Raw genomic sequence first — 20977 nt, 5'->3', positions numbered from 1 at the left:
CCGCGCACTACTGTGCGCGTTGCGCACAACCTGTCGGAACACCGTTGCACGTTGTCTGTACAGGAGGAGCCATGCGTCGTCTGTCCGCCGGTCTCACCACCGGCGCCCTGCTGCTGGTCACGACGGCCTGCGGTTCGTCCGACAGCGGTTCGACGGAGGCGGGCGCGTCGTCCGGCGGGGTCACCACCGTCAAGGTCGGGCTCATTCCGATCGTCGATGTCGCGCCGCTGTACCTCGGCCAGAAGAAGGGGTTCTTCGAAAAGCGGGGCCTGAAGCTGGAGTTCACCACCGCGCAGGGCGGTGCGGCGATCGTCCCGGGTGTGACGAGTGGTCAGTTCCAGTTCGGGTTCAGCAATGTGACGTCCCTGATGGTGGCTCAGTCCAACGGCGTTCCGGTGAAGGCCGTCGCCAACGGCATCGCGTCGACCGGTGTGCGGGGCAAGGACTTCAACGGTCTGATGGTCAAGAAGGACAGCCCCGTCAAGTCGGCGAAGCAGCTGGAGGGCAAGAAGGTCGCCATCAACACCCTGAAGAACATCAACGAGACGGCGGTCCGGCAGACGGTGCGCACGGCGGGCGGCGACCCGGACAAGGTGACGCTCGTCGAGATGGCCTTCGACCAGATGCCCGCCGCTCTCGACAGCGGCCAGATCGACGCCGCCTGCGTGGTGGAGCCGGCGACCGCCACGATCCGGAGCCAGGGCGGCCGGGAGATCGCCTCGCCGCTGATCGACATCGCCCCGAAGCTCACGGTAGCGATGTACTTCACCTCGACGCGGTACGCGCAGCAGAACCCGGACGTGGTCAAGAAGTTCCAGGAGGCCACCGCCGAGTCCCTCACCTACGCCGAGGCCCACCCGGACGAGGCCCGGCAGATCGTCACGACGTACACCAAGATCCCGGCGTCGGTGCTGGACCAGGTGATCCTGCCGAAGTGGCCGACCGAGGCGAACCGCCCCTCCATCGAGGCCCTGATGAAGCTCGGCGAGGAGGACGGCCTCTTCAAGAAGACGCCCGACCTGGACGCGCTGCTGCCGTGAGGGGCACGAACGTCGCTCTCGGCGCCGCCGGACTCGTGGCCTTCCTCGCCCTGGGCGAGGCGGTGCCGCGGCTCGGCCTGGTCAAGGAGGCGTACTTCCCGCCGACCAGCCGTATCGCCGAGGCGCTCGCGGACGAGGTCGCCGACTCCGCGTTCTGGACCGCACTCGGCGACACCCTCACCGGCTGGGCCCTGGGCGTGGCCATCGCGTCCTGCGCCGGCATCGTGGTGGGCGTGATCGTCTCGGTCGTCCCCCATCTGCGCGAGGCGACGGCCTCCACGATCGAGTTCCTCCGCCCGATCCCGTCCGTCGCCCTCATCCCGCTGGCGGTCCTGCTCTACGGCAGCGAACTGCGCTCGGTCCTCCTGCTGGTCGTCTACGCCTCCTTCTGGCAGGTACTGATCCAAGTCCTGTACGGCGTCCAGGACGTCGACCCCGTCGCCGACGAGACGGCGCGGGCGTACGGCCTCGGCACCTGGGCGCGGATCCGGCATGTGCTGTGGCCGACCGCGCTGCCGTATGTGATGACCGGAGTGCGGCTGGCAGCGGCGGTCGCGCTGATCCTCGCCATCACCGCCGAACTCATCATCGGCGCCCCGGGGTTGGGCAAGCGCATCGGGGTGGCGCAGGCCTCGCAGGCCGTGCCCGAGATGTATGCGCTGATCGTGGTGACGGGGCTGCTGGGGCTGCTGATCAACGTGGGGGCGCGCACGGTGGAGCGGCATGCGCTGGCCTGGCATCAGTCGGTGCGCGGGGAGGTGGCGGTGTGAGGCGTGTGCTGCTGCGGCTGGTCTTCGTGGTCGCGCTGCCCGCGGTGCTGGTCACGGTCTGGTGGGTGGCTTCGGCGGGCAGCACGGACGTGTACTGGCCCCCACTGCGGACGATCCTGGAGGCCTTCCCGGAGGTATGGACTGCGGAGCGGCTGCGGGAGGATGTGCTGCCGAGCGTCCTGCGACTGGCGGGCGGGTACTCACTCGCAGCCGTCGTCGGCGTGGCGCTCGGCACCGTCGTCGGCTCCTACCGGCGGGTGCGGGCGGTGTGCGAGCCGGTACTGGAGTTTCTGCGGGCGGTGCCGCCTCCGGTGCTGGTGCCGGTCATCATGCTGTTCGCGGGCATCGGCGACACGATGAAGGTCACGGTGATCGCCAGTGGCTGCGTATGGCCGATCCTGCTCAACACGGTCGAGGGCGTGCGGGCGGTGGACCCGGTGATGGCGGAGACGGCACGGTCGTACGGCATCACGGGCGTGACGCGTCTGAGGCACCTGGTGCTGCGCTCGGCGAGCCCGCAGATCTTCGCGGGTCTGCGTCAGGCGCTGTCCATCGGCATCATCCTGATGGTGATCAGCGAGATGTTCGCCGCCAGCAACGGGCTCGGCTTCACCATCGTCCAGTTCCAGCGCGGTTTCGCGATCCCGGACATGTGGACCGGCATCCTCGTGCTCGGTCTGCTCGGCTTCGTGCTGTCGGTCGTCTTCCAGCTGGTCGAGCGGCGGGTGCTCGGCTGGTACCACGGTGTGCGTGCCTCGACGCGGCGGTCGCCGTGAAACGCGAGAAGGGGCGGGTCCATGCTCGACGTACGGGGCCTGAAGAAGGTCTACGAGGGGTCGGGGCGGCGTGTGGAAGCGGTCCGCGACCTCACCTTCACCGTCGACGCCGGAGAACTGGTCTGTCTCGTCGGGCCGTCGGGCTGCGGCAAGACGACCCTGCTCAAGTGCATGGGCGGTCTGCTCGCGCCGACGAGCGGTGAAGTGCTGCTGGAGGGGCACAGGGTGAGCGGGCCGCCGCCCGGGATGGCGTTCGTCTTCCAGGAGTACGGGCGCAGTCTTTTCCCCTGGATGCGGGTGGGCGAGAACGTCGAACTCCCGTTGAGAAAGAAGGACTTGGGCAAGGCGCGGCGCCGGGAACTGGTGCGGGACGCGCTGGAGTCCGTGGGGCTGGCGGATGCCGTGGGGGCGTACCCCTGGCAGCTGTCCGGCGGAATGCAGCAGCGTGTCGCCATCGCCCGCGCGCTGGCGTACGAGCCCCGTGTGCTGCTGATGGACGAGCCGTTCGCGGCGGTGGACGCCCAGACGCGGGCCGATCTGGAGGACCTGGTGCGGGGGCTGTGGCAGGAGCGTGGCATCACGATCCTGTTCGTCACCCACGACATCGACGAGGCGGTGTACCTGGGCGAACGGGTGATCGTGCTGTCCGCCTCCCCCACCGTCGTCCAGGAGCAGCTGAAGATCGAACTGCCCGCCGAACGCGACCAGTTGCACACCCGCGTGGACCCGCGCTTCGCCGAGCTGCGGACCCGTGTGTACGCACAGATCCAGGCGGCGAAGCGCGGGGTGGTGCGGGACTCGGTCACGAAGTCCGATACGCCTCCACCTCACTGAACTGGCCTGCGGGCCAGCCGGTGTTGGCGCTGACGGTCAGCCGCAGATAGCGCAGGCTGGTGGAGTCGGGCAGGGAGACGGTGGCCGTGTTGCCGGTGGCCGGGTCGAAGCGGTAGCCGGCGGCGCCGACGACCGTCGAGTAGGTCGAGCCGTCGGTGCTGCCCAGCACCGTGACGGTCTGGGTGCGCGCACCCCAAGCCGAGGACGGCGGCAGTTTCAGCACCAGTCGGCGCACCGCCTCGGCCGAGCCGAGGTCGACGGTCCAGGACTGCGGGAAGGCGTTGTTGGTGGACTCCCAGTAACTGCCCGGGTCGCCGTCGACCGCCTTGCCCGGTGTGTAGACGTCCTGTGAGCCGGTGGCCGTGGCGGGCCGCCCCTTGGCGAGGTTGCGATTCGGATCCGGGTCCGGGTTGCCCTGGCCGGGCTGCGGCCAGGTCGAGCAGTCGGACCAGGTGCTGGACCAGCCGGAGTTGCCGCCGCCGTCGGTGAGGGTGAAGGTGCCGGAGTTGGCGGGGTAGGGGCAGTTGTAGATGCCGGCGGCCCCTACGCCGGTCGCGGTGACGTTGCGGAAGGTGGCGGCGCCCTGTGTCTCGGCCTGGACGACGACCGTGCCCGTGTTGCGCACGGTGGCGCCGTCGACGGTGATGTTCTTCGCCGCGAAGCCGCGCCCGCTCCCCGACACGAACTCGAAGGCGCTGTACGGGCTGTCGGTGACGGTCGTGTCGGTGATCCGGACGTTGGCCTCGATGGCGCTGTCGTACGAGTCGACCCGCAGGGCGCCCATGGGGTGGTTCCAGTTGGGGTTCATCGCACCGGTGCGGACCAGTGTGTTGCCGTCGACCGTGATGGTGCCGGCGAGCGGGTGGAAGGGGTCCAGGAACTTCTGGTTGGAGATCGCGATGCCGCTGCCGAGGGCGTTGGTGTCGGAGATCAGGTTGTCCTTGACGGTGATGTCGGTGCCGCCGTAGATCGCGATGCCGTTGGCCAGGTTCGGCTGGGTGATCGTGTTGTTCTCGAAGCTGCTGTTCGTGTCCGGCGCGTACAGCGACCACATGGCGAGCGCGTCGTCCCCCTGGTTGCGCAGGAAGTTGTGGCGGACGCGGACGCCGCGCGCGTTGCCGTTGAGGTCGAGGCCGTCGGCCGTCATGTCGAGGAAGCGGTTGTTCTCGACGACGAGGTTGTCGTTGCTGCCCATCAGCCAGAGGCCGACCTTGAGGTGCTGGAGCCACATGCCGGAGACGGAACTGCCGGGCCCCAGCGAGCCGTTGACGAAGTTGTCGGGGTTGGAGTCGACGCGTTCGGTGACCTCGCCGATGACCGCGAAGTCCTTGATGTGGACGTTGCCGGAGGAGCTGGACTGGTCGATGAAGCGGGAGGTGTGCACCACGGAGTGCCAGTGGCCGGCGCCCTGGAGGGTGACGTTCTGTACGCCGCTGAGGGAGGACGTCAGCTTGTAGTCGCCCGGCGGGATCCAGACCACTCCCCCTTGGGCGGCGGAGATCGCGTCCCGGAAGGCCTGCGTGGAGTCGCCGTTGCCGCTGGGGTCGGCGCCCTTGGAGGTGACCGAGACCGAGCCGGCGGGCTGGGTGGCGGCCGCGTCGGCCTGCTCGAAGTCGGCGACGTCGACGGTGACTTGGGTGCCGGTCGCCTCGAAGGCGACCTTGTCGCCCGCCTGGATGCTCTGACCGAGCAGAAGACGGGTGTTGTCGAAGAAGTGGTGGGTCTTGGCACCGGGGATCCAACCGGTGTCGATGTACGAGTACTTGGAGGTCACCGGGAGCCTCTTGGTGAGCTTGGTGCCGTTGACGTACACGTCGAGCGTGCCGGACTGGCCGTCCGGGACGCTGTAGGCGAGGTTCACGGCGTTGGCCGCGCGCGGCACGGTGAACTCGACGCGCTGGCCGGAGGTGAGCCGTACGGCCTGGCGTCCGGAGGCCTCGGAGGCGAGTGTGCCCTGGGTGTGGTCGGGGCCGATCCTGGTGCCGGTGGTGGTCGCCGACTCGGCCTCGACGGAGGTGAAGGGGAGGGTGGCGCCGGAGGCCGCTTGGGCGTACGGGGCCGTTGCGGTGAGCAGGCCGGCGGAGAGCGCGACGACCATTACTGCTGGCATGCCCCTGACAGTTCTGTGCATGTGCTGATCCCTTCGATGTGGGGGTGCGGGGATAGCGGGGGTGGATACGGTGCGGTCTCAGGCGCGCAGCCAGACCGCGGTGTCCTGCGGCAGCCGTCCCTCGGGGTCCAAGGGGCCGCTGGCCAGGAGCAGTTGGGTGTGGGCGGGCAGGTCGGCCGGAGTCTCCGCGAGGTTGACCACGCACAGGACGCCGCCGTCGGCGCGGGCGAAGGCGAGAACGCCGTCGGGTGCGGTCAGCCAGGTGAGCGGGCCGCCACCGAAGACGGGACGGATCGTGATCGCCGTACGGTAGAGGCTCAGCATCGAACCGGGGTCCTGGGCCTGGCGGTCGACCGCGTACGACGCCCAGTCCTCGGGCAGCGGCAGCCACGGCCCCTCGCGGGAGCCGAAGCCCGCGTACGGTGCGCCCGCTTCCCAGGGCAGCGGCACCCGGCAGCCGTCGCGGCCCGGATCGGTGCCGCCGGAGCGGAAGTGCATCGGGTCCTCGATGCGGGCGCGGGGGATGTCGGCCTCGGGCAGCCCCAACTCCTCGCCCTGGTAGACGTAGACGGCGCCGGGCAGGGCGAGCGACAGCAGCGCCGCCGCACGGGCCCGCCGGGTGCCGAGGGCGAGGTCGGTCGGGGTGCCGAAGGCCTTGGTGGCGAAGTCGAAGCCGGTGTCGGAGCGGCCGTAGCGGGTGACCGTACGGGTGACGTCGTGATTGCACAGCACCCAGGTGGCGGGGGCGCCGACGGGTGCGTGCTCGGCGAGGGTGGTGTCGATCGACGCCCGTAGCCGCTCCGCGTCCCAGGGGCAGGACAGGAAGGCGAAGTTGAAGGCGGTCTGCAGTTCGTCGGGGCGCAGATAGCGGGCGAAGCGCTCGGGGTCGGGGAGCCAGACCTCGCCGACGAAGACGCCGTCGTGGTCGTCGGCGACGGTCCGCCAGGAGCGGTAGATGTCGTGGAGTTCGTCCCGGTCGACGAAGGGGTGCGGGTCGGGTGCTCCGGCGAGGTCGGGCAGGGCGGGGTCCTTGGCGAGGAGGGCGGCCGAGTCGATGCGTACGCCGGCCACGCCCCGCTCGAACCAGAAGCGCAGGATGTCCTCGTGTTCCTGGCGGACCACGGGGTGGGCCCAGTTGAGGTCGGGCTGTTCGGGGGTGAACAGGTGGAGGTACCAGTCCCCGTCGGGGAGCCGGGTCCAGACGGGCTCGGTGGAGCCGGCGAACTGGGACGGCCAGTCGTTGGGCGGGAGTTCGCCGTGCGGGCCGCGCCCGGGGCGGAAGTGGAACAGCTCCCGCTCCGGGCTGCCGGGTCCGGCGGCCAGGGCCGCCCGGAACCACGGGTGCTGGTCGGAGACATGGTTGGGCACGATGTCGACGAGGGTGCGGATGCCCAGCTCGGCTGCCTCCGCGATGAGCTTCTCCGCCTCGGCGAGGGTGCCGAACGCCGGGTCGATCGCACGGTAGTCGGCGACGTCGTAGCCGCCGTCCTTCATCGGTGAGACGTACCAGGGCGTGAACCACAGCGCGTCCACGCCGAGTTCCGCGAAGTACGGCAGCCGGGCGCGGACGCCCGCGAGGTCGCCGGTGCCGTCGCCGTCGCCGTCCGCGAAGCTGCGGACGTAGACCTGGTAGATGACGGCGGAGCGCCACCACTGTGCGGCGGCATGACGGGGCTGTGCCACGGTGTGGCCCCTTCTGTGAGTACGGGTAGGACGTCAGCCCTTGGTGCTGCCCGCGCCGATTCCGGCGATGATGTGCCGCTGGAAGACCAGGAACATCGCGACCATGGGGATGCTGGCGATGACCATCGCGGCGATGAGCACGGTCAGCGGGATGTTCTGCGAGAGCTGGACGAGCGCGACGCTGATCGGCTGTTTCTCGGTGTCGGAGAAGACCATCAGCGGCCAGAGGAAGTCCTGCCACACGGCCACCAGGGCGAAGATCGACACCACGCCCAGGACCGGACGGGACATCGGCAGCACGATCGACCACAGGGTACGCAGCCGCCCGGCGCCGTCGATCTCGGCGGCTTCCAGGACGTCGCGCGGGAGCTGGTCGAAGAACCGCTTCAGCAGGTACAGGTTGAAGGCGTTGGCGACGGCCGGCAGCCAGATGGCGAGCGGGTCGTTGAGCAGTCCGAGGTCCGCCACGGTCAGGTACTTCGGCACGACGAGGGCCTGCGCGGGGACCATCAGCGTGGCCAGGATGCCGCCCAGGAGCACCTTGCCGAAGACGGGCCGCAGCTTGGACAGCGCATAGGCGGCGGCCGTACAGAACACGATCTGGAACAGCCAGGCGCCGGCGGCCTGGACGACCGTGTTCCACAGATGGGTCGGCAGCTGCATCAGGTCCCAGGCGTCGGTGTAGCCGCCGAGGTGCCACTGCTCGGGGACGAGTGTGGGCGGGGTCTTCGCCACCTCGTCCGGCGACTTCATCGCGCCCGTCACCATCCAGTACACGGGGAACAGGAACGCGAGCGTGAACAGCACCACTGTGGCGGTGAACACGGACCAGTAGGCGGCCCTGCCGCGCGGCCGGGCCAGGGTCGCCGGGGAGACGAGGGTACGGGTGCTCACGCGTCCTCACCTCCGGTGCGGGTCAGTCGCAGGTATACGGCGGAGAAGGCGCCGAGGAGGGCGAGGAGCAGGACGCTCAGCGCGCAGGCGCCGCCGAAGTCGTTGTAGAGGAAGGCGTACTTGTAGATCAGGTAGAGGACGGTCACCGTGGCGTTCTCCGGGCCGCCGCCCGTGATGACGAACGGCTCGGTGAAGACCTGCATCGTGGCGATGATCTGAAGGAGCATCAGCATCAGGATGACGAAGCGGGTCTGCGGGATCGTGACGTGCCGGATGCGTTGCGGCAGGTTCGCGCCGTCGAGTTCGGCCGCCTCGTAGAGCTCGCCCGGGATGGACTGGAGCGCCGCGAGGTAGATCAGCACGGTGCCGCCCATGTTGGCCCAAGTGGCCACGAGGACAAGGGAGATGAGGGCGGTGTCGGCTCCGTTCGACCAGTTCGAGGTCGGCAGGTGCACAAAGCGCAGCGCCTCGTTGGCGAGTCCGGTGCCGGGGTCGTAGAACCACTTCCAGAGCAGGGCGCTGACCACCGGCGGGATCATCACCGGCAGATAGACCACGACCCGGAAGAACGCCTTGGCGTGCCGCAACTCGTTGAGGACGAGGGCGAGTACGAAGGGGATCACGAAGCCGATCAGCAGGGCGAGCAGCGTGAAGACGAGGGTGTTGCGCCAGGCGGCGGCGAACTCCGGGTCGGCGAAGACGCGGGTGAAGTTGGCGGTGCCGACCCATTCGGGGTCGCTGCCGGGCGTGTACTTCTGGAAGGCGATCACGACGGCGCGGATCGCCGGGTACCAGGAGAACAGGGCGAAGCAGACGAGGCCGCCGAGGAGGAAGCCGTAGGCGCGGGCCTGGTCGGCGAGGCGGCGCCGCCTGCGGTCCCGTGCCGGGGGCGGCGCCTGCACCGGGCGGATCGGGACCTTCGGGACGGTCCGTCGCTGAGCCGTCTTGGGCATGGTCCGTCAGCCTCGGGCCAGGATGCCGTCGATCTTTCCGGAGGCGTCCTTGAGGAGTTGGTCGATGTCGGCGTCCTCCTTGGTGAGGACGGCGGAGACGACGCCGTCCAGGACGGAGTAGATCTGCTGGGCGTGCGGCGGCTCGATCTTCATGTCGAGGCTCTGGTTGCCGTCGAGGAAGGCCCGGTAGTTGTCCACGGGGACATTGGCGTTGGCCTTCTTGACCTGCTGGTCCTTGGCGTCGGCGGCGCCGGTGAACAGCCGGGGCTCGGGCAGGCCGACGGGGGCGTCGTTCTTCCTGGCGCGGGCGTAGTCGCCCTGGAAGCCGTCGCCGGGGGTGAGGAACATGTGGTCCAGCCACTTCAGTCCGGCACGGATCTGCTCGGGGCTCGCCTTCTTGTTGAACATATACCCGTCGCCGCCGATGAGCGTGCCCTGGCCGCCGGGCATGGGGGCGAGGGCGAGGTCCTGGTAATCGCCGCCCTTCTCCTTGACCAGGATCGGGATGTTGTCGGGGGCGGAGAGGTACATGCCGAGCTTGCCGGAGCCCATCAGCTGCTGGACGTCGTTGATGACCAGGAGCTGCTTGCTGCCCATGGAGTTGTCCGTCCAGCGCATGTCGTGCAGGTTCTGCAGGACGGCGCGGCCCGCGGGGGTGTCGACGGTGGCCTTCTTGCCGTCGGCGGAGACGACGTCCCCGCCCTGGGAGTAGACCTCGGCGGTGAAGTGCCAGCCGCCCTGGTTCTGGGCGCTGTAGTCGGCGTAACCAAGGGTGCCGTCGCCGAGGCCGGCGATCTTCTTGGCGGCGGTGCGCAGCTCCTCCCAGGTGGTGGGGGGCTGTTCGGGGTCGAGTCCCGCCTCCTCGAAGAGCTTCTTGTTGTAGATCAGGCCCATCGAATAGCCGGTGCGCGGGATGCCGTAGATCTTGCCGTCGACGGTGTAGATGTCGCGCAGCTGCTGCTGGATGGTGTCGTAGCTCTTCAACTCCTTGACGTACGGCGTGAGATCGGCCGCCTGGTTGATGTCGACCACGTGCCGGGCGTCGGTGAAGTACGTGTAGAAGACGTCCTCCATCTGCCCGCCGGCGAGTTTGGCGTCGAAGGTCTTCGGGTCCTGGCAGGGGAAGGCGTCATGGGCCACGACGTCGACGTCCGGGTTGGCCTTCTCGAAGGACGCGATGTCCTGCTCGAAGAACCGCCGGTCGACCTTGGCGCTCTTGGGCGGCATGCAGTTGACCGTGATACGGGTCTTGCCGCTCGCCGATTCGCCGCCGCCCGACCCGCAGGCGGTGACGGCGAGGGCGAGGGAGCAGACGCTGAGCGCGGCGAAGGTACGGCGGAACCCGGTGCTTCTCATCGGTGGACCCCTCTGGGCAGGAGCGGTGGGCGCCGCACACTCAAGCACCGGCGACATCTGTCCGCAAGATGTCGCGCAGAATCTGCAATTATTCGACATAGGGATGGTTCTGGTGGGCACCTACCCCCGGGGCGCTTGCGCGGTCGAGCCGCGAACCACCAACTCGGGCTCGAACAGGAGCTCTTCGGCCGGTACGGCACTGCCCGCGATCTGCGCGTTCAGCAGCTCCACGGCCGCCCGCCCCATGGCCTCGATGGGCTGGCGGACGGTGGTGAGCGGAGGCTCGGTGCAGTTCATGAACGCGGAGTCGTCGTACCCGACGACGGAGATCTCCGACGGGACGGCGAGCCCCTTGCGGCGAGCGGCCCTGACCGCCCCGAGCGCCAGCGGGTCGCTCGCGCAGATGATGCCGGTGACGCCCCGGTCGATCAGCCGGGAGGCGGCGGCATGCCCGCCCTCGATCGAGAAGATGGCCCGTGCCACCCGCTCCTCGGGCAACTCCCCCGCGATGCCCCGCGCGGCGGCCAGCTTCCGCGCCGACGGCACATGGTCGGCCGGCCCGAGCACCAGCCCGATCCGCTCGTGCCCCAGCGAGGCCAGATGCCGCCAGGCCTGCTCCACGGCCACCGCGTCGTCGCAGGACACCCCGGGGAAGCCCAGGTGTTCGATGGCCGCGTTGATCAGCACGACCGGGATGTTGCGGTCGGCGAGCAGCTTGTAGTGATCGTGCGGCGCATCGGCCTGGGCGAACAGCCCGCCGGCGAACACGACGCCGGAGACCTGCTGTTGCAGCAGCAGCGCGACATAGTCGGCCTCGGAGACACCGCCCTTGGTCTGCGTACACAGCACCGGTGTCAGCCCGAGCTGGGCGAGCGCACCGCCGATCACCTCGGCGAACGCCGGGAAGATCGGGTTCTGCAGCTCCGGCAGCACCAGACCGACGAGCCGGGCGCGTTCACCGCGCAACTGCGTGGGCCGCTCATAACCGAGGATATCGAGCGCCGACAGCACCGCCTGCCGGGTGGCCTCGGAGACACCGGGCTTGTCATTGAGCACCCGGCTGACCGTGGCCTCACTGACCCCGACCTTCTTCGCCACTTCAGCAAGTCGTCGCGTCATGAACGCAAGAATAGCGCAAGGAACGCAAACGGCTTGCGTAAAGGCGTTATCGGCGGTCTCGGTGACTGCGTCGGTGACTGTGTCGGCGGTCTCCGCGGATGCGTCAGCTCTCCCCGCGTGCGGCCCACAGACCGCGCACATGCCCCAGATGCCGGGTCATGACCTCGCGCACGGCCTTCTCGTCGCGGGCGATCAACGCGTCGAGGAGTTCGAGGTGCTCCTCGGCGGAGGCCAGCAGGCGGCCGGCCTCCACGAGTGCGGTGAGGCCGTAGAGGCGGGAGCGCTTGCGGAGATCTCCGACGACCTCCACCAGATGGGCGTTCCCCGCGAGGGCGAGCAGGCCGAGGTGGAAGCGGGTGTCGGCCTCGACATAGGCGATGAGGTCGGCGGCGACGGCGGCCTGGACGATCTCCCGGGCGGCGGGGCGCAGCGCCTCCAGGGAGACCTTGTCGGCGGTCCTGGCCAGCTCCACCACCGTGGGGATCTCGATGAGGGCACGGATGTGCTTGTACTCGTCCAGCTGTCTCTCGGAGACGGCCGTGACCCGGAAGCCCTTGTTGGGGACGGTGTCGACCAGGCCCTCCTTGACCAGGTCGAGCATGGCCTCGCGCACCGGTGTCGCCGAGACGCCGAAGCGGGCGGCGAGCGTCGGGGCGGAGTACACCTCGCCCGGGAGGAGTTCACCGGCGATCAGCGCGGCCCGCAGGGCGTCGGCGACCCGCTCCCGGTAGCTGCTCTTCCTTCCGCCCAGGGAGGGCAGCGCCGGGGCGGCTGCGGTGGACGGGGCGCTGGTGCGCTGGGCGGCCATGGGTCTCCTAGCAGGGCAAACAGTGCAATGCCTGGTGCAATGTCACGCGTTACCGACCTCATTATCCTCGACGTTCGAAGGACGCTCACAGCACGAACCCGGCCGGGAACGGGTCGGACGGGTCGAGCAGATACTGCGCGGTGCCGGTGATCCACGCGCGGCCGGTGAAGCTGGGCAGGACGGCGGGGTGCCCGGCGACCTCGGTGGTGTCCAGGAGCCGGCCGGTGAAGTGGGTGCCGATGAACGACTCGTTCACGAACTCGGTGTGCAGCGGGAGTTCACCGCGCGCGTGCAGCTGGGCCATCCGCGCGCTGGTGCCCGTGCCGCAGGGTGAGCGGTCGAACCAGCCGGGGTGGATCGCCATGGCGTGCCGGGAGTGACGGGCCGTGGCGCCGGGGGAGATCAGATGGACGTGGTGGCAGCCGCGGATGGACGGGTCCTCGGGGTGGACGGGTTCCTCCTCGGCGTTGATCGCCGCCATGAGGGAGAGGCCCGCCCGCAGGATGTCGTCCTTGCGGGAACGGTCGAAGGGCAGCCCGAACTGCTCCAGCGGCAGGATGGCGTAGAAGTTGCCGCCGTACGCCATGTCGTATGTCACCGTGCGCCCGTCGGGCAGTGCGATCTTGCGGTCGAGGGCGACCGCGAAGGACGGCACGTTGTGCAGGGTGACCGCCTTCGCGGCGCCGTCCTCCACCGCCACCTCGGCGACGACGAGGCCCGCCGGGGTGTCGAGCCGGATCGTGGTGACCGGCTCCACGACCTCGACCATGCCGGTCTCGACGAGCACGGTCGCCACGCCGATGGTGCCGTGCCCGCACATCGGCAGATAGCCGGAGACCTCGATGTAGATCACGCCCCAGTCGCAGTCGGGGCGGGTGGGCGGCTGCAGAATGGCGCCGCTCATCGCCGAGTGACCGCGCGGCTCGTTCATCAGGAGCTGCTTGATGTGGTCGCGGTGCTCCCGGAAGTACAGGCGCCGCTCGTTCATGGTCGCGCCGGGGATCGTGCCGATGCCGCCGGTGATGACGCGGGTGGGCATGCCCTCGGTGTGCGAGTCGACGGCGTGCAGGACGAGTTTGCTGCGCACGGTCCAGCCTCCTTTGCGATCGGCGCGAGTGCGGTTACGCGAGCCCGGCGGCGACGGCCTTCTCGGTGGCGGCGCGGACGGCCGCCTCCTGCTCGGGCAGCAGCGGCACCCGCGGTGGTCGGCAGCGTCCCCCGTGGCGGCCGACGATGTCCATCGAGAGCTTGATCGCCTGCACGAACTCGACCTTGGAGTCCCAGCGCAGCAGCGGATGCAGCTGCTCGTACAGCTCCCTCGCCGTGCCCAGATCGCCGCCGACGGCCGCGCGGTACAGCTCGACCGTGGACTTCGGCAGCGCGTTCGGGTATCCGGCCACCCAGCCCTTCGCCCCGGCGATCGCGAGCTCCAGCAGCACGTCGTCGGCACCGATCAACAGGTCCAGTTCCGGGGCTAGTTCGGCGAGTTGATAGGCGCGGCGGACGTCTCCGGAGAACTCCTTGACCGCGTGGATGTACCCCTCGCCGTGGAGTTTCGCGAGCAGTCCGGGCACGAGGTCGACCTTGGTGTCGATGGGGTTGTTGTACGCCACGACCGGCACACCCGCCTCGGCGACCTCGGCGTAGTGGGCGAGGACGGAACGCTCGTCGGCACGGTAGGCGTTGGGCGGCAGCAGCATCACGGCCCGGCAGCCCGCGTCACGCGCCTGCTCGGCCCAGCGACGGGCCTCGCCGGAACCGTAGGCGGCGACACCGGGCATCACCCGCGCCCCGCCGATCGCGGCGACGGCCGTCTCCACGACCTTGGCGCGCTCCTCGGGGGTGAGCACCTGGTACTCACCGAGCGATCCGTTCGGTACGACACCGTCGCAGCCGTTCTCGACGAGCCAGGCGCAGTGCTCGGCGAACCTGCCGTGGTCGACGGAGAGGTCGTCGTTGAGCGGAAGGGCGGTGGCGACGAGGACACCGCGCCAGGGTCGGTTCTCGGTGGCGGTCACGGGAGATCCCCTCTCAATAGGTGTGACATTGGGATGTGACATTGGGGTGTGCCATTAGGGTGTGACATTTCACTGATGGTGGTCGGACTCGCCGGCCCGGGCCAGCACCCCGAGCGGCACCGGACGGGCGAACGGCCGCAGGGACGAGGTGAGTTCGCACCCGGCGACCCCCGCGACACCGGGCCCGCACACCCGCCCCTGGCACCACCCCATTCCGGCCCGTGTCAGCAGCTTCACGGTCCGCAGATCACCGGCGCCGAGCTCCGTCACGGCCTCCCGGACGGCCCCGGCGGTGACCTCCTCGCAGCGGCATACGACGGTGTCGTCGGTGACCTGCTCGGTCCAGTGGGCGGGCGGGGCGTACAGGGAGTCGAGCGCAGCGGAGAAGGCGCGCATCCGGGCCCGGACCCTGGCGGCCGCCGCCCAGGCGCCCGGGTCGGGTGCGGTCCCGCGCAGGCGCGCCGCGGCCGAGCGTCCGGCGATATGGCCCTCGGCGCGGGAGAGGGCGGAGCCGCCGACGCCGGTGGTCTCGCCGGCGGCCCAGACGCCGGGCACATCGGTGCGCTGTTCGGCGTCGACGTGCACGTCGAGCCCGTCGAGCCGGCAGCCCAGGGTCTCGGCGAGGTCGGTGTGCGGGAGCATGCCGTGGCCGACGGCGAGGGTGTCGCAGGGGATGCGGCGCTCACTGCCGGGCCTGACCCGCCCGTCGCCGTCGAGTACCGCGACGGTCACGGCTTCGAGCCGCTCGGTGCCGTGCGCCTCGACGACCGTGTGCCGGGCCAGGAGCCGCACCCGGTGGCGCAACAGCCGGGCGGCGTACCCGGCGCCCTCGGCGACCTTGCCGGGCTGCCCCGACAGTGCGCGGGAACGCCGTACGAAGTCCTTGGGGTCGGCGGATTCGACCAGGGCGGCCACCTCCACGCCGGCGGCGGCGAGCCCGGTCGCCACGGGGAGCAGCAGCGGCCCGGTCCCGGCGACCACGGCGGTGCGTCCGGAGACCGCGAGGGCGCCCTTGAGCATGGCCTGCGCGCCACCGGCGGTGACCACGCCCGGGAGTGTCCAGCCCGGGAACGGCAGGACTTTCTCGTATCCGCCGGTGGCCAGGAGCACGGCGTCGGCGCGCACTTCGGCCGGCTCCTCCTGCTCGGGACCGATGAGCGCGTGAACGATGAACCCCGGCCCGGACGCCGCATTGGGCGCCCCACCAGACGCCGCCACCCCGGACGCCGATTCCGGCCCCGGCCCCGAACCCGGCTCCGTCCCCCGCCCCGTCCCCGGCCGCCCGGAACGGCGCTCCACGAGCCAGACATGATGCTCCGTCAAGTGCCGTACGGCACCCGCTCGTACGTACCTGTCCAGTCCGTCCCGCAGCCGCTCCCACGTCCGCCACTGGTGGTGCAGGGCCTGCGGCCGACCGGCGCGCAGCCCGGCCGCGGGCTGACGGTAGAACTGCCCGCCCGCCTGCGCCGCCGAGTCGACCAGCGTGACCCGGACCCCCCGGGCGGCGGCGGCCAGGGTCGCGGCGAGCCCCGCCGGACCCGCGCCGATCACGGCGAGGTGGGGCACCGTCCCGGGACGGCTCGGGTCAGTCATCGTGACCAGTCCCCTCCTGGGTGCGGATGGCGTCGCCCGGGTGCAATGGCACAAGGCAGGCCCGTTGGTTCGGGCGGTCGTTGACGGTGACGAGACAGTCGAAGCAGACGCCGATGCCACAGAAGACGCCACGCGGCCGCCCCTCGCTCCGGGTGCTGCGCCACGAGGTGACTCCGGCCGCCCAGAGCGCGGCGGCGACCGTCTGGCCAGGCCGTGCCTCGATCTCGCGGTCGTCCAGAGTGACGGTGAACGCGGGGCCCGGCCGGGCCTCGGCCAGTTCCACGGGGGATCTGTGAGATCCGGGGGGGCTGGGGGATCGGGAGGCTCTGGGGGCTCTGGGGGACCTCACACGGCCTCCTCGGTGAAACGGTCGGGGCGGAACGGGGCCAGGTCCAGATCGGGGGTCCTGGCCGTGAGCGCCTGTGCGATCAAGTGGCCGGTCCCGGTGGCGAGTCCGATGCCCGCGCCCTCATGGCCGCAGGCGTGGTACAGCCCCGGAACACGGGAGTCCGGCCCGATGGCGGGGAGGTGGTCGGGCAGATACGGGCGAAAGCCGAGGTAGGACCGCATCGCGCGCACCCGCTCCAGGAACGGGAACAGCCGGGTCGCCCCGGCGGCCAGCGCCCGTACGACCGGCAGCGAGAACGTCCGGTCGAACCCGACCCGCTCCCGGCTGGCCCCGATGAGGATCGGCCCCGCCGCCGTTCCCTCGACCACCGGCGAGGTCTGCAACGCGGCCGAGTCGCTCGCCACGTCGGCCACATAGTCGGCGGCGTACACCTTGTGGCGGACCCGGCGCGGAAGGGGTTCGGTGACGAGGACGAACCCGCGCCTGGGCAGGACGGGCAGATGCACGCCCGCGAGTGCGGCGAGCTCACCGCCCCAGGTGCCGGCCGCGTTGACGACGGCGGGGGCGTGGATGTCGCCCTTCTCCGTGCGGACCCCGCGCACACTGCCGTCCGGCGCGCGCAGCACGTCCGTCACCGTCCGCCCGGTGAACAGCCGGGCTCCCGAGGCACGGAGGAGGTGGGCGGCGGCCAGGGTGGGCATGACCTGGCAGTCCTGGGGATAGTGGACGCCGCCCGGCAGCCCTGGGGCCAGATGCGGTTCGAGATCGTAGAGACCGTCGCCGGCGACCGACTCGGCGACGACCCCTGCAGCGCGCTGCCCCGCGGCCAGCCGCTCCAGCGCGGCGAGCCCATCGGGCGACGAGGCGACGACCACTCCCCCCTTGGCCTCGTACTCGACGGCCTCCCCGAACTCCCGCGCCGCCTCACTCCACAGTCGGCCGGACAGCAGCGCGAGATCGAGCTCGGGGCCGGGCTCCTTGTCGGAGACGAGGAGGTTGCCCTCACCGGCCCCGGTGGTGCCGCCGGCCACCGGTCCACGGTCGACAAGGATCACGTCGAGGCCCGCGCGGCCCGCGTACAGGGCACAGGCCGCGCCCACCATTCCGGCTCCGACGACCACGACATCGCAGGTCAGTCGCATGCTCACGCCAGTACTATGTCACATATCTCTGGTCCTGGGAATGAGGCGAGGCACGGTGGCACGGCAATATGAGACACGGGGGCACAGGGACACGGCGATACTGACGGGGCGCCGTCGACGACCTGAACGCCGACGGTGCCCCGATCAGGCCTCGGGGGTGGGCACGACCCTCAGATGGTTCACGGTGCGTCGCGCCCCACGAGCCCTGGACACCCTGGGCCGGTCACGGCGCACCTCGCGCAGCACCAGCGTCAGCCGGGTGCAGCCCAGCTCCTGAAGGGTCCTGGGCGTCTCGTCGACAAGGCGGCACTCGGTCGCCCCCCAGCGCGGATCGGGGTGGAGCAACGGACGTACGGCACCGTCCTGCACGACGGCCCGCTCGCCGACCGCGCGGATCCAGTGCGGCAGGCCCTGCCGGTAGGCGGCCTCCATGATCGGGTCCTGGGCGATGTCCCGGCGGATGGCCTGCAGTCCGTGGTCGTGGCCGTCCCGCTCCAGGGCGGCCGCGAAGTGGGCGAGCATCGGCAGGCACCAGCTGGACTCGTGCTCGCCGAGGACCGTGCTCGCATCCGGATGGAAGAGCACGAAACGGAGGAAGTTGTCGTCGGGCATGGCCGTGGGATGCGGGCCCACGCCGCGGAAAAGTGACGCGAAAGCGGTGTTCGCCAGAACAACGTCCCAGCGGTGGTCGAGGACGACGGAAGGGAAGGGCACGGCTTCCAGGAGAGTGGCGTAGTCCCGGAGATACGCCTGGGCCTCGCAGCTCTCGGGGCCGGGCCGCGGCTCGAACCGCTGCCCACCTGCCTGATATGCCATCGGGAGGTCACCCCTCTTGCCTATGCGGCCTTCACGCGGCGCCTTGATCCTGCTGCCCGGGTCCGAGCCATGTCAACTATCGTGGCATTCCACGGCTGTTGACGGCTGAAATTGGCCACAGTTGTGGCGAGACCTGGATGTGAGTTCGAACCAGCGGGTAATCTCCACCAAGTTCACGGCAACCGCTTGTGAGAAGCCTGTGAGAGACGTAGGAGATCTGTCGGTGACGGATGGCTTCGAGGGTCCGAGCGCCACGCCGACGGTTGTGCTGCCGGCCGTCGTCGCTCGCGTCACCGCGCTCGCCGACCGGCTCGGCGTGCCGCACGCGGAGGTCTTCGACACCGGCCGCCTGTCCGTGGCCTCCGGCGTCCCGGAGCCCGTGGTCAAGGCCCTGCTGAGCGGCCGCCCCGCGGGTGAGCGCGATGTGCAGGCCCGCTTCCTGCAGCGCCTGGACCTCCTGCGCCGCACCCGGCTGAAGCCGAACGGCCGCAAGTACACCCAGCAGGAGATAGCCGACGGCGCGGCCATGTCCCGCCAGCAGGCAGGCGCTCTCATCAATGGCGACCGGCGCCCCACCATGGAGCACTGCGACGCCATACAGCGCTTCTTCCGGGTGCACGCGGGATTCCTCACGGCCGAGGACCCCGAGGCGCTCGCGAGCGCCCTCCAACGCACCGAGCAGGACCTCCTCCAGAAGCTGGCGGAACGCGAGGCGGCCCAGTCCGCCGAAGACCCCCTGGAGAAGCTCCTCCAGGATCACGGCGTGCGCGGCATCGCCTGGCGGGCCGCCCAACTGCCCACCGACCAGCACCGCGACAAGGTCGCGGAGTGGCTGGACATGCTCCTGGAGAGCGTCAAGCGGCCCGAGTCGTGATGCGGGGAGAACGGGAGACCTGTGGGCATCGGTAGGGAAATGCGCCGCCTGTGCGGCGAGTTGGTCGCGGAACTGACGCTGGTCGCACCCGCGCAGCCCGAGAAGCTGTACGGCGCCCTGTGCGACGCGATGAGCAGACGCCGCGGCCGTCCCGTCCACTTCCGTACGGCCGCCTTCCCGGTCGGTACCGCCAGCGGGCTGTGGCTCGACATGGCCGACCAGGACCTGGTCGTGATCGAGGAGCGCACCGCGCCCGGCCACCAATTGGTGATCCTCGGCCATGAGCTGTGGCACATGAAGGCCGGCCACTGCAGCCACAGCATCGAGGGCGCCACGGTGGCGGCCCGCCTCCTGGACGACGAGGCCGACCTGCGCTCGACGGTCCTGAAGGTCGCCGCCCGCAGCCACTTCGACCAGGCCGAGGAGAAGGAGGCCGAGGCCTTCGGTCTCCTGCTGGCCAGCAAGTGCCGCGCGTGGCTGGCGGTTTCCTCGGCACGGGGCCAGCGGGACCACTTGGCGGGCAGGATCGAGGCGTCACTGGGCTATCTCGGGCCACAGGGCTGACCTCAGGCACGGCAGCTCAGGTACCGGACGCGCCTCGGGTCATGTCGCGCTGCGCTCGCTCGCCTCACGCAGATCCCGCTCCACGGCCCGGTTGCGGGCCGTGTCGGGCCGGCCTGCCGCCGTGCCGGGCCGACCCGCCCGCAGCAGCTCACGCCAGGCCTCACGGCTCCAGTCGGCGGGGGCCGTGGCGCTGGTGAACTCCTCCACCAGGGCGACGAACCGGTCCGGATCGCTGTGGAACGGGAAGTGACCGGCCCCCTCGAAGACCTCCAGCCGACTGCCCGGCATGGCCTCGTGCGCCCCGTACGCGTGCCGCACCGGAACCACGCTGTCCCGGTCCCCCCACAACAGCATCGTCGGCATGCCCTCGGTCAGATAGCAGCGGTCCAGCATGGTGACCACCTGCCCCCGCCAGTCGACGACCGCCCTCAGCGTGCGGATGAAGGCGTAGCGCGAGGTCGCGTCGGGCAGCGCATCCACGAGGTTGAGCGCTACCGGCGCGTCCAGGCCGATGTCGGTGTCCAGAAGCCTCATCAACCGCACGGCCAGCCCGACTTGCAGTCTCATGCCCGGCAGCCGCAGTGCCGACAGCATGAGATGGGCGCCGGGCAGCGAGACCAGCCGCAGCACCGGATTGACCTCGCGGCCCACCCCGCCCGCGCTGACCAGGATGAGCCGCTCCGTGCGCTCGGGGAACTGGTAGGCGAACTGCATCGCCACTCCACCGCCCAGAGAGTGCCCGATCAGCGTCGCAGACTCGATGCCGAGCGTGGTGAGGAGATCGCGCACGCCGTTGGCGTACGCGGCCACCGAGTAGTCGGCGCGCGGCTTGTCCGAGGCGCCGTGGCCGAGGAGGTCGGGGGCGATCACCGTGTGCGTGCGGGCGAGGTCGGGGATCAGCTCGGCCCAGGTGTCGGAGGAGTCGCCGATGCCGTGGATCAGCACCAGCGCCGGCCCTTCGCCGGCCATCCGGAACGCGCGTCGGTAGCCGTGTACGACGCGGTACCGCAACCCGAGTTCTCCGTCACCCACCGGACGCAGCCGTACGGCGCGTGCCGGGCGCGGTCCTGGGACGTCGACCACGTTCTCTCGCCCCCCCGTTCCTGTTCCCGTTTCCTGGCCGCGAGCGCGGCCGCAGGGCCTTCCTTCCAGCGTAGGACGGCTTTGCCACAAGGGATTTCAAGGAGGTTTCGCCTCCGCTAAGCGGGCGAACGGACGTGTGCCCAGGCCCGATTGTCAGTGGTGGACGGCAAGCTGGTGGTACGCCCTCGTATGCGG

General features: G+C 70.3%; 20 protein-coding genes. 6 read left to right on the top strand and 14 right to left on the bottom strand.

Going from position 1 to position 20977, the window contains the following annotated elements:
• Positions 1-71: 71 nt before the first annotated feature.
• The 4 genes from ACFWYS_RS08705 to ACFWYS_RS08690 are packed head-to-tail and all read left to right on the top strand — an operon-like array spanning position 72 to position 3420.
• On the top strand, positions 72-1040 hold the full coding sequence (locus tag ACFWYS_RS08705; protein WP_384765063.1) for an ABC transporter substrate-binding protein: 969 nt from the start codon (positions 72-74) through the stop codon (positions 1038-1040).
• Entirely contained in the window at positions 1037-1810 is a 774-nt protein-coding gene (locus ACFWYS_RS08700) for an ABC transporter permease (RefSeq protein ID WP_384765061.1), read from the top strand. Before ACFWYS_RS08705 ends, ACFWYS_RS08700 begins: the two co-directional genes overlap by 4 nt.
• On the top strand, positions 1807-2586 hold the full coding sequence (locus ACFWYS_RS08695) for an ABC transporter permease (RefSeq protein WP_384765059.1): 780 nt from the start codon (positions 1807-1809) through the stop codon (positions 2584-2586). The genes ACFWYS_RS08700 and ACFWYS_RS08695 overlap by 4 nt, the downstream gene beginning before the upstream one ends.
• Before the next feature lie 21 nt (positions 2587-2607).
• On the top strand, positions 2608-3420 hold the full coding sequence (locus ACFWYS_RS08690; protein ID WP_384765058.1) for an ABC transporter ATP-binding protein: 813 nt from the start codon (positions 2608-2610) through the stop codon (positions 3418-3420).
• On the opposite strand, the gene ACFWYS_RS08685 is transcribed toward ACFWYS_RS08690, so the two are convergent.
• From ACFWYS_RS08685 to ACFWYS_RS08625, 13 genes are all read right to left on the bottom strand, one after another.
• On the bottom strand, positions 3389-5530 hold the full coding sequence (locus ACFWYS_RS08685; RefSeq protein ID WP_384765056.1) for a discoidin domain-containing protein: 2142 nt from the start codon (positions 5528-5530) through the stop codon (positions 3389-3391). The genes ACFWYS_RS08690 and ACFWYS_RS08685 overlap by 32 nt on opposite strands.
• A 78-nt stretch (positions 5531-5608) precedes the next feature.
• Positions 5609-7213 (bottom strand): glycoside hydrolase family 13 protein, encoded by a 1605-nt coding sequence (locus ACFWYS_RS08680; RefSeq protein ID WP_384765053.1) that lies wholly within the window; start codon positions 7211-7213, stop codon positions 5609-5611.
• A gap of 33 nt (positions 7214-7246) precedes the next feature.
• Positions 7247-8107, bottom strand: coding sequence for a carbohydrate ABC transporter permease (locus tag ACFWYS_RS08675; RefSeq protein ID WP_384765051.1), 861 nt, complete (start codon positions 8105-8107; stop codon positions 7247-7249).
• Positions 8104-9060 carry a carbohydrate ABC transporter permease gene (locus ACFWYS_RS08670; protein WP_384765049.1) on the bottom strand — a complete coding sequence of 319 codons (957 nt, stop codon included), beginning with the start codon at positions 9058-9060 and terminating at the stop codon, positions 8104-8106. The genes ACFWYS_RS08675 and ACFWYS_RS08670 overlap by 4 nt, the downstream gene beginning before the upstream one ends.
• Before the next feature lie 6 nt (positions 9061-9066).
• The gene (locus ACFWYS_RS08665; RefSeq protein ID WP_384765046.1) at positions 9067-10416 is read right to left on the bottom strand and encodes an ABC transporter substrate-binding protein; all 1350 of its coding nucleotides are present in this window, start codon (positions 10414-10416) and stop codon (positions 9067-9069) included.
• Positions 10417-10536: 120 nt separating this feature from the next.
• Positions 10537-11535 carry a LacI family DNA-binding transcriptional regulator gene (locus tag ACFWYS_RS08660; RefSeq protein ID WP_384765044.1) on the bottom strand — a complete coding sequence of 333 codons (999 nt, stop codon included), beginning with the start codon at positions 11533-11535 and terminating at the stop codon, positions 10537-10539.
• Between the two features lie 103 nt (positions 11536-11638).
• The gene (locus ACFWYS_RS08655) at positions 11639-12343 is read right to left on the bottom strand and encodes a GntR family transcriptional regulator (RefSeq protein WP_384765042.1); all 705 of its coding nucleotides are present in this window, start codon (positions 12341-12343) and stop codon (positions 11639-11641) included.
• Between the two features lie 85 nt (positions 12344-12428).
• Positions 12429-13430: a proline racemase family protein gene (locus tag ACFWYS_RS08650; RefSeq protein ID WP_384765041.1), complete on the bottom strand. Its 1002-nt coding sequence runs from the start codon at positions 13428-13430 to the stop codon at positions 12429-12431.
• Between the two features lie 34 nt (positions 13431-13464).
• A complete protein-coding gene (locus ACFWYS_RS08645; protein ID WP_384765039.1) occupies positions 13465-14361 on the bottom strand; it encodes a dihydrodipicolinate synthase family protein in 897 nt (298 codons plus the stop codon).
• A 69-nt stretch (positions 14362-14430) separates the two neighbouring features.
• A complete protein-coding gene (locus tag ACFWYS_RS08640; protein WP_384765038.1) occupies positions 14431-15954 on the bottom strand; it encodes an NAD(P)/FAD-dependent oxidoreductase in 1524 nt (507 codons plus the stop codon).
• Entirely contained in the window at positions 15947-16237 is a 291-nt protein-coding gene (locus tag ACFWYS_RS08635) for a (2Fe-2S)-binding protein (RefSeq protein WP_384765037.1), read from the bottom strand. Before ACFWYS_RS08635 ends, ACFWYS_RS08640 begins: the two co-directional genes overlap by 8 nt.
• Before the next feature lie 62 nt (positions 16238-16299).
• Positions 16300-17451: an NAD(P)/FAD-dependent oxidoreductase gene (locus tag ACFWYS_RS08630; RefSeq protein ID WP_384765035.1), complete on the bottom strand. Its 1152-nt coding sequence runs from the start codon at positions 17449-17451 to the stop codon at positions 16300-16302.
• A 138-nt stretch (positions 17452-17589) separates the two neighbouring features.
• Entirely contained in the window at positions 17590-18261 is a 672-nt protein-coding gene (locus ACFWYS_RS08625; protein WP_384765034.1) for a hypothetical protein, read from the bottom strand.
• Positions 18262-18484: 223 nt separating this feature from the next.
• Here ACFWYS_RS08625 and ACFWYS_RS08620 point away from each other — a divergent pair, with 223 nt between their 5' ends.
• Together ACFWYS_RS08620 and ACFWYS_RS08615 are read left to right on the top strand one after the other, a co-directional pair.
• Positions 18485-19135 (top strand): helix-turn-helix domain-containing protein, encoded by a 651-nt coding sequence (locus tag ACFWYS_RS08620; RefSeq protein ID WP_384765033.1) that lies wholly within the window; start codon positions 18485-18487, stop codon positions 19133-19135.
• A gap of 39 nt (positions 19136-19174) precedes the next feature.
• On the top strand, positions 19175-19699 hold the full coding sequence (locus tag ACFWYS_RS08615) for a toxin-antitoxin system, toxin component (protein ID WP_384765112.1): 525 nt from the start codon (positions 19175-19177) through the stop codon (positions 19697-19699).
• A gap of 39 nt (positions 19700-19738) precedes the next feature.
• Here ACFWYS_RS08615 and ACFWYS_RS08610 read toward each other — a convergent pair whose 3' ends face one another.
• Positions 19739-20782: an alpha/beta fold hydrolase gene (locus ACFWYS_RS08610; RefSeq protein WP_384765032.1), complete on the bottom strand. Its 1044-nt coding sequence runs from the start codon at positions 20780-20782 to the stop codon at positions 19739-19741.
• Positions 20783-20977: the final 195 nt, after the last annotated feature.

Origin of the sequence: Streptomyces sp. NPDC059010 (assembly GCF_042740355.1) — a bacterium.
Lineage (GTDB): Bacteria > Actinomycetota > Actinomycetes > Streptomycetales > Streptomycetaceae > Streptomyces.
Note: the sequence above shows the minus strand (reverse complement) of the source record. Positions and strands in the feature narration are given on the sequence as shown.